General features: G+C 50.3%; 15 protein-coding genes. 3 read left to right on the top strand and 12 right to left on the bottom strand.

The genetic code is table 11. The features are described from left to right. Positions 1-27: 27 nt before the first annotated feature. From AUC31_RS00730 to AUC31_RS00710, 5 genes are all read right to left on the bottom strand, one after another. Complete coding sequence (locus AUC31_RS00730; RefSeq protein ID WP_058381844.1) at positions 28-861, bottom strand: GNAT family N-acetyltransferase; 834 nt, start codon at positions 859-861, stop codon at positions 28-30. Between the two features lie 119 nt (positions 862-980). Next, positions 981-2,198, bottom strand: a complete 1,218-nt coding sequence (locus tag AUC31_RS00725; protein ID WP_058381845.1) for an MFS transporter — start codon at positions 2,196-2,198, stop codon at positions 981-983. Positions 2,199-2,296: 98 nt separating this feature from the next. Then, the gene (locus AUC31_RS00720) at positions 2,297-3,241 is read right to left on the bottom strand and encodes a DUF4003 family protein (protein WP_058381846.1); all 945 of its coding nucleotides are present in this window, start codon (positions 3,239-3,241) and stop codon (positions 2,297-2,299) included. Positions 3,242-3,294: 53 nt separating this feature from the next. Then, the gene (zupT, locus tag AUC31_RS00715; RefSeq protein ID WP_058381847.1) at positions 3,295-4,104 is read right to left on the bottom strand and encodes a zinc transporter ZupT; all 810 of its coding nucleotides are present in this window, start codon (positions 4,102-4,104) and stop codon (positions 3,295-3,297) included. A 92-nt stretch (positions 4,105-4,196) separates the two neighbouring features. Further along, positions 4,197-4,853, bottom strand: a complete 657-nt coding sequence (locus AUC31_RS00710; protein WP_058381848.1) for a uracil-DNA glycosylase — start codon at positions 4,851-4,853, stop codon at positions 4,197-4,199. Positions 4,854-5,041: 188 nt separating this feature from the next. Between AUC31_RS00710 and AUC31_RS00705 the strand changes: the two genes are divergently transcribed. Both AUC31_RS00705 and AUC31_RS00700 read left to right on the top strand, forming a co-directional pair. Then, the gene (locus tag AUC31_RS00705) at positions 5,042-5,383 is read left to right on the top strand and encodes a P-II family nitrogen regulator (protein ID WP_058381849.1); all 342 of its coding nucleotides are present in this window, start codon (positions 5,042-5,044) and stop codon (positions 5,381-5,383) included. Positions 5,384-5,395: 12 nt separating this feature from the next. Further along, positions 5,396-6,679, top strand: a complete 1,284-nt coding sequence (locus tag AUC31_RS00700; protein WP_058381850.1) for an ammonium transporter — start codon at positions 5,396-5,398, stop codon at positions 6,677-6,679. 90 nt (positions 6,680-6,769) lie between these two features. Here the strand turns inward: AUC31_RS00700 and AUC31_RS00695 are convergent, their stop codons facing one another. The 7 genes from AUC31_RS00695 to AUC31_RS00660 all read right to left on the bottom strand — a co-directional run bounded on the left by AUC31_RS00695 (position 6,770) and on the right by AUC31_RS00660 (position 14,028). After that, the gene (locus AUC31_RS00695; protein WP_058381851.1) at positions 6,770-7,417 is read right to left on the bottom strand and encodes a phosphatase PAP2 family protein; all 648 of its coding nucleotides are present in this window, start codon (positions 7,415-7,417) and stop codon (positions 6,770-6,772) included. Positions 7,418-7,552: 135 nt separating this feature from the next. Next, positions 7,553-8,314, bottom strand: coding sequence for an iron ABC transporter ATP-binding protein (locus AUC31_RS00690; RefSeq protein ID WP_058381852.1), 762 nt, complete (start codon positions 8,312-8,314; stop codon positions 7,553-7,555). Continuing rightward, entirely contained in the window at positions 8,311-9,261 is a 951-nt protein-coding gene (locus AUC31_RS00685; RefSeq protein WP_058381853.1) for an iron chelate uptake ABC transporter family permease subunit, read from the bottom strand. The genes AUC31_RS00690 and AUC31_RS00685 overlap by 4 nt, the downstream gene beginning before the upstream one ends. Further along, complete coding sequence (locus AUC31_RS00680) at positions 9,254-10,204, bottom strand: ABC transporter permease (RefSeq protein ID WP_058381854.1); 951 nt, start codon at positions 10,202-10,204, stop codon at positions 9,254-9,256. The genes AUC31_RS00685 and AUC31_RS00680 overlap by 8 nt, the downstream gene beginning before the upstream one ends. A 701-nt stretch (positions 10,205-10,905) precedes the next feature. After that, positions 10,906-11,781: a DUF6612 family protein gene (locus AUC31_RS00670; RefSeq protein WP_058381856.1), complete on the bottom strand. Its 876-nt coding sequence runs from the start codon at positions 11,779-11,781 to the stop codon at positions 10,906-10,908. A gap of 156 nt (positions 11,782-11,937) precedes the next feature. Further along, positions 11,938-13,209: a GTPase HflX gene (hflX, locus tag AUC31_RS00665; protein WP_058381857.1), complete on the bottom strand. Its 1,272-nt coding sequence runs from the start codon at positions 13,207-13,209 to the stop codon at positions 11,938-11,940. 105 nt (positions 13,210-13,314) lie between these two features. After that, on the bottom strand, positions 13,315-14,028 hold the full coding sequence (locus tag AUC31_RS00660) for a VOC family protein (RefSeq protein WP_058381858.1): 714 nt from the start codon (positions 14,026-14,028) through the stop codon (positions 13,315-13,317). Positions 14,029-14,231: 203 nt separating this feature from the next. Between AUC31_RS00660 and AUC31_RS00655 the strand changes: the two genes are divergently transcribed. After that, positions 14,232-15,782 carry a BCCT family transporter gene (locus AUC31_RS00655; RefSeq protein ID WP_058381859.1) on the top strand — a complete coding sequence of 517 codons (1,551 nt, stop codon included), beginning with the start codon at positions 14,232-14,234 and terminating at the stop codon, positions 15,780-15,782. The last annotated feature ends 73 nt before the right edge of the window (positions 15,783-15,855 follow it).

The raw sequence follows: 15,855 nt of genomic DNA, 5'->3' as shown, positions 1-15,855 counted from the left end.
ACCCTTATACACAGGGCTTTACTCCCGTTACAGTTGCCCAAATTTCAAGTGCATTGGATTGGCGATTTGTTCATAGCCGATTTCCTGGTAAATCTTATTGGAGGTGCCATTCGCCAAGTCGGTATAAAGCATCGCAAAATCATATTCATTGAGCAGCTCTTCCGTAACTTCCGCGACAAGCGTACGTGCATAGCCTTTTTTCCGAAGCTCTCTCGGCGTAAAAACAAATGACACGGTGATGCCATGCTTGGACGGACGCGCTTTTTTCATGCAGGACACCACACGCCCCTCGTCTTCCCAGAGAAACACTTCTTTACGTGAAATGAAATCGGCAATTTTTTCTTCGGCTTCCTCTTGCGATGGATTGCCGATGCCGGTATCTTCACCGAATAATTGATACCAATCGACGAGCAACGGGGCATCAAGCCGGTTCGCCACACGCCAGCTGCCTGGGCTTTTCGCCAGTTTCTTCCGTACCGCGTCAATTCTGTACAAGCCTTGGTCCATCGCAATTTCCGCAAATTCTCCCCACGCTTCCGCAAATCTTTCAGCGGTCCTTTTATCCCCAATGACGCCGGGAATTTCGATTTCCGCCTGACGGAATGCATTCGCCGCCAGCGTTTCAACATTCGCGTCTTCCCGCAAGGCAATCAATTGCAAAGGATGTGGAGGCGTCATCAAAGCCAATGCAGCAATTCCTTGTGCGTCTTCCGCAAGCCCTAAATAGAAAGTTTCATAACGCCCTTGTTCAATTTGGCCAAGCACACCCAGAAATAAACTGTATAGGTCTTCCCTTTTTTCAAGCAGCGGCCTTGCTTTTTCCATATATTCGCCAATCTCCTGGTACCATTTCCATTCCATGTCTCCACACTCGTTTCCATTAAATTCATTTCTTCATTACTTATTAGCTATTTTTGGCTCATTCCCTCTTTTCACTTTAGAGAAAACGAAAACGCGGGCCTTATTCGGCCCGCGTTTCATCATTCCAATTCCATCTGTTTCGTTTCGGTCCCAAGGAAGGCAACCGCCAATGCGCCGATCAAAATCGAAACGCAGAAAATCGCAAAAATGATATTGATGCCGAATCCCGCCGTCAGCATCGAACCAACCAGGATCGGGCCAAGAATTCCGCCGATCCTGCCGAATGACGCCGCCATGCCTGTGCCTGTCGCACGGATGACCGTCGGATACTGCTCAGGCGAATATGCGTAGAGCGCTCCCCAAGCACCGAGGTTGAAGAATGATAGGAAGGCACCTGATATCAATAGCGTCGTAACGGTGTCCGCATTCCCAAACGCTAAAGCGGAGGCAGCCGTCCCGATCAGATACGTCACCAGCACGAACTTCCGGCCGGCGCGTTCGATGAGCCAAGCAGCCGAGAAATAACCCGGCAATTGCGCAAGCGTCATGATCAATACATATTGGAAACTTTGGATGAGCGGGAATCCTTTCATCACCATAACGCTCGGCAGCCATAGGAACATCCCATAATACGAGAAGACGACCGTAAACCAGACGATCCACAGCATCATCGTCGGGCGCCGATACGTTTTTGACCATACGTCACGAATATTGGTCGAAACAGAGCGCAGCACGTCTTTTTTCGCTGTGAATTGCGGCGAATCCGGCAGATTAATGCGCAGGTACAGCGCGTAAAACGCAGGCAATGCCGTCAGCAACAGCGCGACCCGCCAGCCGTATGCAGGAATGATGAAGTACGAAATGATCGCAGCCACCAGCCAGCCCGCAGCCCAGAAACTCTCCAGCAGCACCACCACCCGCCCGCGATCTTTTGCCGGGACACTTTCCGATACCAAAGTCGAGGCGACCGGCAATTCTCCGCCAAGCCCCATTCCGACAAAGAAACGCAGAATCAGGAAAGCAGCAAGCGTTGTGGTGAATGCCGAGATGCCGCTTGCCAGCGAGAACAGCAATAAGGTGATGATGAAGATTTTCTTACGGCCAACCCGATCGGCGTAAATGCCAAAAATGAACGCCCCGACGGCCATGCCGATGGAATTGACGCCGCCAATCCAGCCCATCTGCTGGGAAGTGAGGCCCCAATCTTCATGAAGTGCAGCAATAATGAACGCCAGGATCCCGACGTCCATGGCATCGAATAGCCAGCCGAGCCCCGCTACGCCCAATAATTTGCGTTGTGATACGGATTTTGTGTTTTTTTCTGTGGCAGTTGTCATGTTCTTTCCCCTTGTCTTGACACTTGTCTGTTATTGTTTACACCCTAACTATACCGTTACAAGCTTCAAGTGACAAGGGATGTCTGAGAGCTTCGCAATCAGCTCCCGGAATTATTGGAAGAAGCGATTACCGCACTCACGCCAAGCATCATCGCTGCCTGTTGCGCTTGCATAAGCATTTCCACGGAAGCCGAAAATACTGCCGCTTCGCTTTCACGCAGCTCTACCGATTCCGCCATCGCCAATTGGACTGCTGATGGCAAAATCCATCCGCCATACCAGCGGAACAATTTCGACGCATCCAGTGCGCGGGCCATTTCCACAACATCAGCCAGCGCTTGTCCGTCTGCATTCGCAATAGCCAAAAAACCAAGCACCGGATAATGCTCTCCGCGCACTTTGATGTTCTCCGCTTTGAGGAAATCACGGATCGCAACGACGCGCCCCGCCACTTCCGGTTGAAATACCGGCGAATCGAAGGTCATAACCTGGCTCAGCCATTGCAAATGATTGCCGGCTGAAAACCCTTGTGTTCGCAACTCTTTATAATAACGGTTCATCGTTTCAGCACGCTCCAGTACGCCGCCTTCCCGGTTCGAAAGCAAAGCCACGTATGGAATATCTTCGCTCGAAGTGAGGAATGGGTGATAGGCTTTCATCGCATCATACAACTCTCTCGCCCGCTGCGCTTGTTCAGGCGAGTCCATCATCAAACCCGCGAGATATGTATAGGCACTTTTCCAGAACTTACTGTTGTTCAGTGCCTGCTGATTGGCATTGAGCTTGGCCAACCCATCTTCAGCCGACTCATCACGAAGCACCAGATATGCCGCTGCAATGTGGTGAAGATGCGCACGCAGCGGTGAGGTGAACCCTTCTTTCTTTTTGATGAGCTGGGACGCTTCGAGATGTGCATCTGCATCAAATTCGTGCCCTCGGCTCAAATACATCATCGTGACTGCGAGCGACACTTGCTTGTCTGTCGCCCACCCAAGCGCTTTCGAGACTTGCCCATAAGTTTCTTCGATCTTTTTGACTTCCATTGAAAAACGCCTCCTTGACCATTTATACGGTCAAGAAGGCGTGAAGTTTCAAGTTACGCAAGAAGGACTAGGCTGAGAGCCATGACCGCCATTCCGGCAACCAATCCATAAATCGATAAATGGGCTTCGTCATAACGCTTCGCTGCCGGCAATAATTCATCCAACGAGATGAACACCATGATCCCCGCAACACCCGCGAAGATGATGCCGAACAATGTATCGCTCAAAAAAGGCATCAAGAATAGCCAAGCGGCAATGGCCCCGATCGGTTCGGATATTCCCGAGAGGAAACTGTATTGGAACGCTTTCTTGCGGCTGCCGGTCGCATAATAAATCGGCACGGACACCGCGATGCCTTCAGGAATGTTATGAATCGCCACAGCAATTGCAATGGCAATGCCGAGCGCAGGGTCCTGGATCGCTGACATGAATGTCGCGATGCCTTCAGGGAAATTATGGATGGCAATAGCCAGCGCCGTAAAGATCCCCATCTTGCGGAGTCGCGCATACTCGTCGTTGGTCGGGCCCTCGTCCATATCTTCTACCGTGCGCACTTCATGGGGGTTCCCCATCTGCGGCAGTATCCGGTCAAGCACTGCCATGAAGACCATCCCGCCGAAAAAGCCGGCGAGCGTCAACCAGTACCCTGCCGTCTCTCCTTGGGCAGCCGTCAGCGAATCTTTCGCTTTAAAGAAAATCTCGATCATCGAGACATAAATCATGACCCCCGCCGAGAAACCGAGCGACACCGACAGAAACTTCGTGTTGGTGCGCGAAGCAAAAAATGCGATCAAACTGCCGATTCCGGTTGCCAGCCCCGCGAACAGCGTTAAGCCAAGCGCGAATAAAACCGTACTATCCATAAAGCCAACTTCCTTCCAGTAGTAATGAATAAAGCTATTCTACTCCAGAAGTTTCCTTTGTGCAACTTTTTTCAACAAAGAAAGATTTTCCATTATTCATTCACTTCATTACGCAGCAATCGCCCCAGTTTTTCCCAATCGGCATCCTTATATTCCCGGACTGACGGGTTATAAAATACGCTCGCCGGATGGAAGGTCGGAAAGATGTGATAGCTCTCCTGCGTTTCCAAAAACGCGCCGCTATCTTCATCCCAGTACAAGATCGGCGTTTCCATCAGCGTTCCATGCAATTGCATGATCTTCGCCTCACGCCCGACGAGCCGCTGCAAGCCGATATTGCCGAGTGTCACGATTAATGGAGGCTTCACCGCACGAATTTCTTCATCAAGGATCGGGGCGTGGGCAATAATTTCTTTTTTATTCGGTGCCCGGTTGTATTTACGCTTCACCACTTCACCGCTTCGGGTGCGTTTTTCTCCCCACTTATACGGGCGACTTCTGACGGCGCTGGTAATATAGACATCTTCTCGTTCAAGTCCGATTCCTTCCAATGAAGCCATCAATTCTTTTCCGGCGCGCCCGGTAAACGGAATTCCCGTTTCCACTTCGTTCTCGCCTGGCGCTTCTCCGACCAGCATCAACGCCGGCGATTGCGGGCCACTCCCCCAAACAAAACCTTCCACAGCAAAATCCGCAATGCGCTTTTTACCTAGTTCAGCCAGTTCTTGTGAAATTCGATACACACTCATCACCTCTCCCTTTAAATAAGTTAAAATTTTAATTTTCTCTTTATTACCGCCATTTGCAATCGTTTTCACGTAATAAAACCTTACATAAATCAAAAATATAACTTGCATTGTCAGAAAACATTGATTAATATGTTAACAAACCTAACACGAAATACATGTTAGAAAACCTAACACGAGGAGGAAGAAGCATGAAAAAGATTGAGACTATCATTCGCCCTTCTGTTTTCGCCGACGTCCGGCAAGCATTAGCTCTTGAAGGAATTGATGGGCTGACCGTAACTGAAATCGCGGGAATCGGCAAACAAGAGGGGCGCGTCGGCTTGTTCCGAGGGAATGCCTTCCGAATGGAATTTTCCCCGAAACTGAAATTGGAAATGGTCGTCTCGGACGAAAAAGTCGAGGACATCATCCAAGCTCTGCTTGACTATGCCTCCACCGGCGAAGTCGGAGACGGGAAAATCTTCATCCTTCCTGTAGAAGAAGCCATCCGCATCAGAACAAAAGAACGCGGCACTGTCGCGATTGGATAAGGGGAGATCATTATGGAAGCTGTACAAAGTTCAGTCGATATGCTGTGGGTCATGCTCGGTGCCATGCTCGTCTTTTTCATGCACGCCGGATTCGCCATGGTTGAAACAGGATTCACTCGCTCTAAAAATACCCTTAATATTTTGATGAAAAACATGATCACCATTTCACTTGGCTCCATCCTTTATTTCATTGTCGGCTACGCATTGATGTTCGGGCCGTCATCGTTCGGCTTGATCGGCACAGAAGGATTCGCTTTATCGGGTGTCACGGATATCGGATTCTTCGTGTTCCAGGCAGTCTTTGCCGCCACCTGCGCCACAATCATCTCAGGTGCTGTCGCAGAACGCATGCACTTGACCGCTTATATCCTGCTGACCGTTGCCATGACAGCCATCATCTATCCGATTGTCGGCCACTGGGTATGGGGAGGCGGCTGGTTGTCTGAAATCGGCTTTATCGACTTCGCCGGTTCCACCGTCGTCCACTTGACGGGTGCCGTCGCTGCCTTTATCGCAGCTTGGAAAATTGGGCCGCGTCTCGGGAAGTATTCCGGCAAAACCGTCAATACGATCCCTGGCCACAGCTTGCCGCTTGGCGCGCTTGGCGTGTTCATCCTATGGCTTGGCTGGTTCGGCTTTAACGGCGGCAGCACACTCGCAGCAGACCCTGCGCTCGTTCCGCCCGTCATTGCCAACACTTTGCTCGCAGCATCCGCCGGTGTTTTGGCTACGGCGCTTTACACCCGCTTCCGCTACGGCCGCATTGACGGCACATTGACGATGAACGGTGCACTTGCAGGGCTTGTCGGCATCACTGCCGGCGCTGCCAATGTATCCTTCCTCGGTGCAATTTTGATCGGCTTGATCGCCGGCATCATCATGACGGAAGCTGTCCATCTATTGGATACGAAAATTCGCGTGGACGATCCAGTGGGGGCTGTATCGGTTCACGGAATCGCAGGGATTTGGGGAACTCTCGCGATCGGATTCTTCGATGTGAACGGCGGATTGCTTTACGGAGGAGGAGCTGAAATTCTCGGCATCCAGGCAGTCGGCGTACTGGCCGTCATCGCTTGGGCATCCTTGTCTACGGGCGCCGTCCTTCTATTGATCAGCATCGTGACGCCGTTGCGTGTGACAGCCGAAGAGGAAGAAACCGGCTTGGATTTTGCAGAACACGGATCACAGGCTTATTCAATGCAAGACGTGCTGCGCGGTTCATCCGGCAGAGCGGATAATTTTGCAGACCGCCTGAACCAGCTTGGCGAAGAACGGCCAGCTTCAGGGAAAGTATAAAATAGAGAGAGATAGAACGAAAAACTTGGGGGTTCTTAAATAGAAAAACGAACGGAGAAAATTTCTCCGTTCGTTTTTTATTGCCCTAATTCAATGCTCACCAATATCTTCCCGCTCAACAAGTCGCATATCCTTGCGCTTGCGGAATTGCCGCTCCCTCATTTCATACCAGATGGCTATCAGGACGAATAAGGTATAACCGAGAAACAGCCCCGCCACAACATCCGACAGGTAATGCGTGCCGCTTGCTACTTGCGATAAAGCCGTGAGCACCGTCAGCAATACAGCGCCCAGCCAGATCAGCAGGCGAACCGATTTTGCGGCGACCCTTTCACCAAGGAAATAGGCCAGCGTAAACAAGTACAACAAGCCGACCATCGCGTGATCGGATGGGAAGCTGTAGGACGCCACCTCTTCAGGAAATTCCGGCAGCGGGCGGCCGAACCATTGCTGCAGCAATTGATTCAATGCATTCCCTGCCCCGACCGCCAATAAAACGAAAAACATGCCCCGGTAGTTATGGCGGAACGCCCACAGGAAGACCAAAAGCAGAAAGCTCACAGTAAAGATCATCCACTGCTCCCCGATGAATGACATGGCCTCAAGCCACCCCACTCCCCCGAACAGCGCAGCGGCCCGTTCATCCAATTCCCGTACCGATTCTTGCTGATAATAGTAAAGGATGCCGAAAAACCCGAGCAGCGTCGCCATCGCCAACGGATAAAAGATTCGCTTCATACATGCACCTTCTTCCTTGCCGCATCCATCAGGCATTTTAGAAAATCATCCACAACCAATAAAAAAAACCCGCATGGAGTACACTTCCACACGGGTTCCGGATTTCCTTGTTTTCGCAGCCAATAACTTCCACTATCAGGAATTGAAATACACGCAAATCCGGCAATTATTCATTTGTTGAATCGGAATGTCCATATCGTAAATTTCCTTCAATGCATCCGATTGGATAATTTCCTCGGTCGGCCCGTCTTTAACGACGCGGCCATTTTTCAATGCGACGATGCGGTCGGAATAGACCGATGCGAAATTGATGTCGTGAAGGACGATGATGACCGTTTTGCCGAGCTCATCGACCAAGCGGCGTAAAATCTTCATGATCTGCACGGAATGCTTCATATCCAAATTATTGAGCGGTTCATCGAGCAGCACGTAATCCGTGTCTTGCGCGATAACCATGGCGATAAACGCCCGCTGCCGCTGCCCGCCTGACAGTTCATCCAAATACGAATCCTCCATGTCCCCAAGGTCCATGTACTCAATCGCCTGGTCGACCATCTGCTCATCTTCCGCATTCAAGCGGCCCCTGGAATAAGGAAAGCGACCGAACGACACCAATTCACGGATCGTCAAGCGCACGTTCATGAAATTCGATTGCTTCAAGATAGAGACACGTTTTGAGAATTCATTGGACTTCATCTGCTTTGTGTTGGTCTTATCGATTAACACTTCTCCAGTGTCTGCGTCCAACAGCCGGCTGACCATCGACAAGAGCGTCGATTTCCCCGCCCCGTTTGGCCCGATAAAGGAAGTGATCTGCCCTCGCCGAATATCGACGGAGACATTTTCCACGACTTGTTTCTTTCCATATAATTTCGTCAGTTCACGGACTTGGATCATTTAGACCGACTCTCCTTTAATAGCAAATAGATGAAATAGACGCCGCCGACAAAATTGATGATGACGCTGAGCGTCGTATTAAACGTGAAGACATGTTCGACGACCCATTGACCGCCGACCAGCGCCACGATACTAATAATACTCGCACCGGCAATGACAACTGAATGTTTATAGGATCTGAAAAATTGATAGGACAGATTGGCGACGATCAAGCCGAAGAACGTGATCGGCCCGACCAGCGCCGTCGCAATGGCGATCAATACGGCAGAAAGCACGAGCATCTTCTTGACGAGCGCGTCGTAGCCAACACCGAGATTCACTGCCGTATCACGCCCCAAAGACAGCACGTCAAGCGACGCGTTGTGGCGCCAGGCCAAGCCGATCAAGACGACAATGAAAAACAGCGAGAGCCAGACCAGGTCGGCATTCACATTATTGAAACTGGCGAACATCCGGTCCTGGACGATCTGGAATTCATTCGGGTCGATCAACACCTGAAGGAACGTCGAGACACTGCCGAAAAACGTCCCGAGAATGATGCCGATCAATAATAAGAAGTAAATCGGCTGGTTGTCTTTCTTAAACAACAATTTATAGAACAACAAAGCGAAGATGACCATGACCGCAATCGACAATAAGAAATTCACTTGCTTGTTGATGATCGTGATATGCCCCGATCCCAAGAAGAAAATCAAGACCGTCTGGAGCAGCATATAGAGCGAATCCAAACCCATGATGCTCGGCGTCAAAATGCGGTTATGGGTGATCGTTTGGAACACCACCGTCGCATAAGCAATCGCCACACCCGTCAGCACCATCGCGAAGACTTTCACGCCTCTTCTCGGCAGCGCATAATCGAAGCTGCCATTCAAATTATCGAATAAATACAAACCGCATGCCGCTGCGGCAAGCACAATCAAAATCCATAGTTTATGTATATCACGCATACGCCTTCCTCCTAAACAACATGATCAGGAAGATAAAGCTTCCGATAACGCCCACCATCAGGCTGATCGTGATCTCGTACGGATAAATCAAGACGCGCCCGAGAATGTCACAAACCAATAGGAAGATGGCGCCAAGCATCGCGGTATGCGGCAAGGTTTTCTGGAGATGGTCCCCCTTAAAGATGGAGACGATATTCGGGATGATCAAGCCGAGAAACGGAATCATGCCGACGGTCAAAACCACGGTCGCGGTAATAAGCGCCACTAAGGTCAAGCCGATATTGACGACACTGCGGTATTTCAGCCCCAAGTTTTTCGAGAAATCCTCACCCATCCCTGCGACTGTAAAGCGGTTGGCGTACATATAGGCGATGATGAAGACCGGTACACTTATGTAAAGAAGTTCATAACTGCCTTTCATGACCATCGAAAAATCACCCTGGAGCCAAGCCGACATATTCTGGATGACGTCTGCCCGGTAGGCAAAAAATGTTGTGATCGATGACAGGATATTGCCGAACATCAAGCCGATCAACGGAATGAAGATGGCATCCTTGAATTTGATGCGGTTGAGAATTTGCATGAATAAGAAAGTGCCGGCGAGTGCGAACAAGAACGCCACAGCCATTTTCTCGATCATCGAAGCGTTCGCAAACAACAGCATCGAAACAAGAATCCCGAGGCGCGTTGCATCGAGCGTCCCGGCAGTCGTTGGCGAGACGAATTTATTACGGCTCAATTGCTGCATGATAAGCCCCGCCATGCTCATGCCAGCCCCCGCAAGTAAAATTGCGACAAGTCGCGGAAAACGGCTGACGAGGAAAATCTGTGTTTCTTCCGATTGAAAATCAAGGAGATCCAGCGGGCTAATGCTGCTGACTCCGACAAACAGGGAGATGAACGACAGAAGGATCAATATGGGTATTAGAATACGTTTTTTCATGTAATGCCGCTCCCTATCTAGTGCTATTGCCAATTGAGAATGATAATGATTATCAATGACTAACTGTTTTTTAGTATAGCAGTATAAAAAATAGCGTCAAGGGATAATTGAGAACTATTGTCATTAAGAATGTCGGCGCTTTGAAATGTTCACTTGTTTTTCAAATTTGGTGCCCGACTTTTGGCTTCACTTATGGAGTCGCCGGCCTGCTTTGGGTTGGCCTCTTGCACCAAGCCAGGAAGAACGCCTGTCTTGGTGCTTCGGCTCACCCTTGACGCAGATCGGCTGAGACATTTCATTGTTTGTAGGTTGTTTAGCTAGATCTGCTTCTTTAAGCAGTTTCCGGCTAGCGGGGAACTCACTTCTTGGGTTGGGAATTTGGATGTTTCGAGGGGATTTGTCGTCGCTTTTGGAGTCGCCATTCTGCTTTGGATCGGCCTCTTGCATCAAGCCAGGAAGAGCGCCTGTCTTGATGCATCGGCTCACTCTTGACGCAGATCGGCTGAGGCACTTCATTGATCGAAGTGTGTTTAGCCGGATCTGCTTCTTTAGGGGGTTTCCGGCTAGTTGGGGAATCGCTTCTTGGGTTGGGGATCAGGATGTGTACGGGCATCAGACGACGTTTCTGGATTCTCTGTTATGCACGCCTTTCAGCGCACAAAAAAGCAGAGGGAACTTCCCTCTGCTTTCAGTTTCGTGTATTAAAATTCAATTTCCTGTGCTTGTTCCAATACTTCCGGTGGAATTTCGATTGGCTCGATGGCATTGTAGTCGCTGTAGTCCACTTGCATCTGCGATTCGATTGCCATCATTTCGCCGCGCACGTCGACGTCGAGTTCCATATCAACTTCCATGCGGTCCGCTAAATAAGTTTCCTTGTCCAGCGTGATGACGTAATTCACAGCGTGTACTTCCAGATCTTCCGGAGATAGAGGGGCTTCGATTTCCATTTGGCCCAGCGTTTTCTCTAATTGTTCATCCGTCAGTTCCTGGAACTCTTCTCCCGAGGCATCGAGCGTCAGGATGTAGGCTTCATCCGTTTCCTCCAGCACGAAATCCTCTTCGAAATCACCGAGTTCGTCCAATTGGCGCGCAGGGTCAGCCGATTGCTGTCCGGCAATCGACTGCATGTTTTCGTGCATTTCTTCCGGCATCTTCAGCCACATATCGACGGATGTCTCGTGCATGTACAAGCCCTTTTCTGTCATATACATTTCCGTCAACATCGGATTGCTGTTGTCGATATCATCCGAGACAATGCTGGTTTCGCCGGTCTGATGAAATGCTAAAGGCTCATAGGTCATTTCCATGTCAGAATCCACCGTCATGTCGATCTCCATGCCATCCGGCTGCATCTTCATCTGTTGTTCGGTGTTCGACTGCGCGCGCAAGCTTTCTACTTGCTGCGAAGCCTCCACCGCTTCTGCGTATACTTCCGAAGCACTCTTCGTTTCTTCGGGAGCTTCTTGTGCAGGATTCTCACTCTCTTCTTCAGTCGTCGGTGCTTGCGCATTGCTGCATGCGCCAAGGCCGATGACAGCGGCGCCCGTGCCTATGACTGCCACCCATTTTCTCATGGCGTTCACTCTCCTTATAAAGACTTGTCGTCCATTATACAGCATTCTGCCTTTACTCACAGTTTACCCAATTTACAGCCGGTTAATTGCTGGTCACAAATAAACAAGCCGGAGAGCTTCTCCGGCTTGTTTATGTTTCACCTATTTGTGTATAGCTTATTTGCCGACAACGAATTGTTCGTAGCGGTCATAATCTGCACGACTCAGTTCTACGGTAATCAACGTGCCTTCTTCACCGTATTCGGTCTCTTTGATGCTTGCATGGTCGTTCAAATAGGCGACGACGTCCCCGCGACCGAACGGAATTTCCATCCGGCACATGACATGGTTCGCAAAGAGCCGTTCGCGGATGCTTTCGACCAGTTCATCGAGTCCCGCTCCTTCTTTGGCGGATATCCATACCGCATCTGCGCTCTTTCTTGGATACACGACGCCCGCGAGGTCCGATTTATTATAGACATATAAAGTTGGAACGTTTTCGACGCCCACTTCCTGCAGCGTCGCATCGGTCACTTCCATCATGTAATCGTGCTCATCGTTCGAGACATCGACAACATGAAGCAATAGATCCGCATTGCGGGCTTCTTCAAGTGTCGAGCGGAATGCTTTAACGAGATGGTGGGGCAAACGGCTGACAAACCCGACGGTATCGGACAGCAAAAAAGTCTTATTATCTTCCAGCCGGATTTGGCGGATAGACGTATCCAAAGTCGCAAAAAGCATGTCTTTCTCGAATACCTGCTTGTCCTCATCCTGCCCCGTCTTCGACAGCAAGCTGTTCATGATGGTCGACTTGCCGGCGTTGGTATATCCGACCAGTGAGACGACCGGCATGCCTTTTTTCAGCCGCTGCTTGCGCTGTGTTGTGCGCTGTTCTTTTACTTGGTCGAGTTCCCGTCTTAGTTTGGTGATCTGGTCCTCGATTTTCCGGCGGTCAAGCTCTAGCTTGGTTTCCCCGGCGCCACGGTTGGCGAGCCCGCCGCTGCTCGCACCGCCTTGGCGGCCGAGCGAGGCGCGCAAGCCGACGAGGCGCGGCAGCATGTACTGTAATTGCGCCAATTCCACTTGCACTTGCGCTTCGCGTGTACGGGCGCGCCTCGAGAAGATGTCCAGGATCAGCATCGTCCGATCGATCACTTTGCATTCCAGCTCTTCTTCAAGGTTGCGGATTTGAGACGGCGACAGTTCGTCGTTGAAGATAATCAGGTTAGCGTCTGCTTCTTCGTACAACATTTTTGCTTCGTCAACTTTTCCCGTGCCGACGTAATGGGCAGGATTGACGCGGTCCAAGTTCTGGTGCAGTTCGCCCACGACTTCGACGCCCAGCGCTTCCGCCAAATTACGCAACTCTTCCATACTGTATTCAAAATGGGTATCTTTTTGCAATTGGACGCCCACGATAATCGCTTTTTCAATCAATTGTTCCATCTACGGTTGCCTCCCTCGGCAGAATCTGGGTTCTGCCTGATCCCTTATGTCTTTGTTCGTCAATTTGAAGTTTCCTTCTATCCTACCACAGTACCACCCATGCCCCTATCCGAAACGCGGCACCCAGTAGCGGCCCTCTTCAAATACGACTTCCTGTTCAGCTGATTCAAAACGCACTTCACGCAGCCGTTCTTTTCCCTTGCACGTCTCAAACTCGAAACGGTAATTTTCCAATTCCACGGCCCCTCCGAGCAAGCTGCTCCATCGCGCTTCACTTTGCGCTGGATTTTCTACCGAGAAAACGAGTGCCTCTATGCGCAGTGCTTCATTAAGATCTGTAATAGCGCCTTTTTGTTTCAAGCCAGCAAAACGCGTCTCGTCCGGCTCTTCCCACTCAATAAAGAACGGCAGCGGCAAAGAAGACGATATCGGCTCATCGATAAAGAGCAAGCGCCAGCGGATAGTTTCGCCTGTTTCAGTCAGCCTTTCAGCATCCATTGGGCCAATCGTCCGGAACCCCCGTCCTTCGATTTGTTTTGCCAAAAGATCCAGGTTCCCAGAACGCAGGCAAACCGTGCCAAAGCCTCTCTGGTCATGGCGTAAATGCTTGACAAGCGGATGCCCGGATCGCTCTGCAACGCTTTCGTCTTCAATTGTCAGCCACTCGATATAAAAATCAGGCCCGTACATGAGAGCATTTTGAGTTCCCCAGTTTTTATGGCTGCCTCCTGTCACTACATGGAAACCTTTTTCGTTCCAAAACTGGCTGCTGGCTTCCGGGTTGGTGTGGGTAAAATGGACGATGTGATCCAACTTCATTTGCAAGCACTCCTTTTCATTACTCGTTGATCGTTTTCTTCTATATAAATATAATACCCTCTAGCATTGCCAATTTGCTGTGTATATGGTCACTTTTTCCCTGTCAATTCTGATTTTTCCGGAAAATGGGTGGTTTTTAGTCATCATTTTCGATACGCTAGGGTATAGGAAAAGATAATTACCATATTTCAAAGGAGGTCATCATGGATAAAAAATTATTGAAAAACCCCGTGTTTATCATATCGACAGCCGTGATCCTGCTGTTGGTAGTTGCTGGGGCATTTATGCCGATCCGTTTCGGTGATGTTGCCGGCACCCTATTTAACTTCACCACTCTTAACTTCGGTTGGTTCTACTTGCTAGCTGTCTTCATCATCACCCTTTTCCTAATCGTTATCGCCATTAGTAAATATGGCAGCATCCGGCTCGGAGCCGACTCCGACCGCCCGGAATTCCCGTTCTTCACATGGATCGGCATGCTGTTCTCAGCCGGCTTCGGTGCCGGGCTCGTCTTCTGGGGCGTAGCGGAACCGATGAGCCATTTCTTTACGACACCGTTCGGCACTGAAGGGCAGACCGAAGAAGCCGCGCGCATCGCGATGGGCTATTCGTTCTTCCACTGGGGCATCAGCCAATGGTCCGTCTTCGCTATCGTCGGCTTGGTCATTGGCTTCTTGCAGTTCAGACGCAAAAAGCCCGGCTTGGTATCGACCGCACTCGAACCGGTCTTAGGTTCGAAGCCAGTGGTCAAACACACGATTGATTCGCTTGCGGTCATTGCAACCGTCATGGGAATCGCCACTTCACTTGGCCTTGGGGTCTTGCAAATGAACGGCGGCTTGAACGCCGTTTTCGGTATCGACAACGCCTTCCCGATCCAATTGGCGATTATCGGCGTCATGTTCGCCGCCTATACCCTATCTTCTTCCACTGGCCTCCATAAAGGAATTGCCTATTTAAGTAACTTGAACTTAGGCTTGGCACTGGTATTGATGGTATTCGTCTTCTTTGCGGGCCCGACAGTCTTCATCATGGACACGTTCACGCTCGCAATCGGCGATTACATCACTAATTTTGTTCAGTACAGCCTGCGCATGGAACCCTACACCGGCGGAGAATGGGTGCTCGGATGGACCATCTTCTACTGGGCTTGGGCAACTGCCTGGTCTCCATTTGTCGGAGCGTTCGTTGCACGGGTATCACGCGGGCGTACCATCCGCGAATTCGTCTTTGGCGTGCTGGTCATTCCGCCAGCCATCGCCTGTGTCTGGATCGCCGTCTTCGGTGGTACAGCTTTATGGTATGACTTGAACGAACAATCGGGCATCGCGGAAGCGGTCAATGTGGATTTGACTTCTGCCTTGTTCCAAACTTTTGATGTTCTTCCGCTGTCGACCATCATGTCCGTATTGGCGATTCTGCTAATCTTCACATTCCTTGTGACATCAGCTGACTCTGCTACGTACATCTTAGCGACGATGACAAGCTTCGGCAGCTTGAACCCGCCGACTTTATTCAAAGTCATCTGGGGCATTTTGATGTCAGCCATCGCAGCCGTTCTGCTTTACGCGGGCGGGCTTAACGCTTTGCAAACCGCCTCGCTCATATCGGCCTTGCCGTTTACGGTGCTCTTGCTTCTGATGCTTTGGTCATTCACCAAAATCATCCGTGGCGAGTCGCCACCGATCCGCAAATCCGAATTGCGCCGCTTCCGACGTTTGGAACGCGAAGCGAGAAAACAACAGAATAAGTAAACACAAAACCATCACTGCCTTAAAAGCTCAAGATCTAGAGCTTTTAAGGCAGTTTTATTTAGCGAAACTGATA

This window comes from Planococcus rifietoensis (assembly GCF_001465795.2).
In the GTDB taxonomy this organism is placed as follows: Bacteria; Bacillota; Bacilli; order Bacillales_A; family Planococcaceae; genus Planococcus; species Planococcus rifietoensis.
The sequence above is the reverse complement of the archived record's forward strand: the minus strand, read 5'-3'. Positions and strand labels throughout refer to the sequence as shown.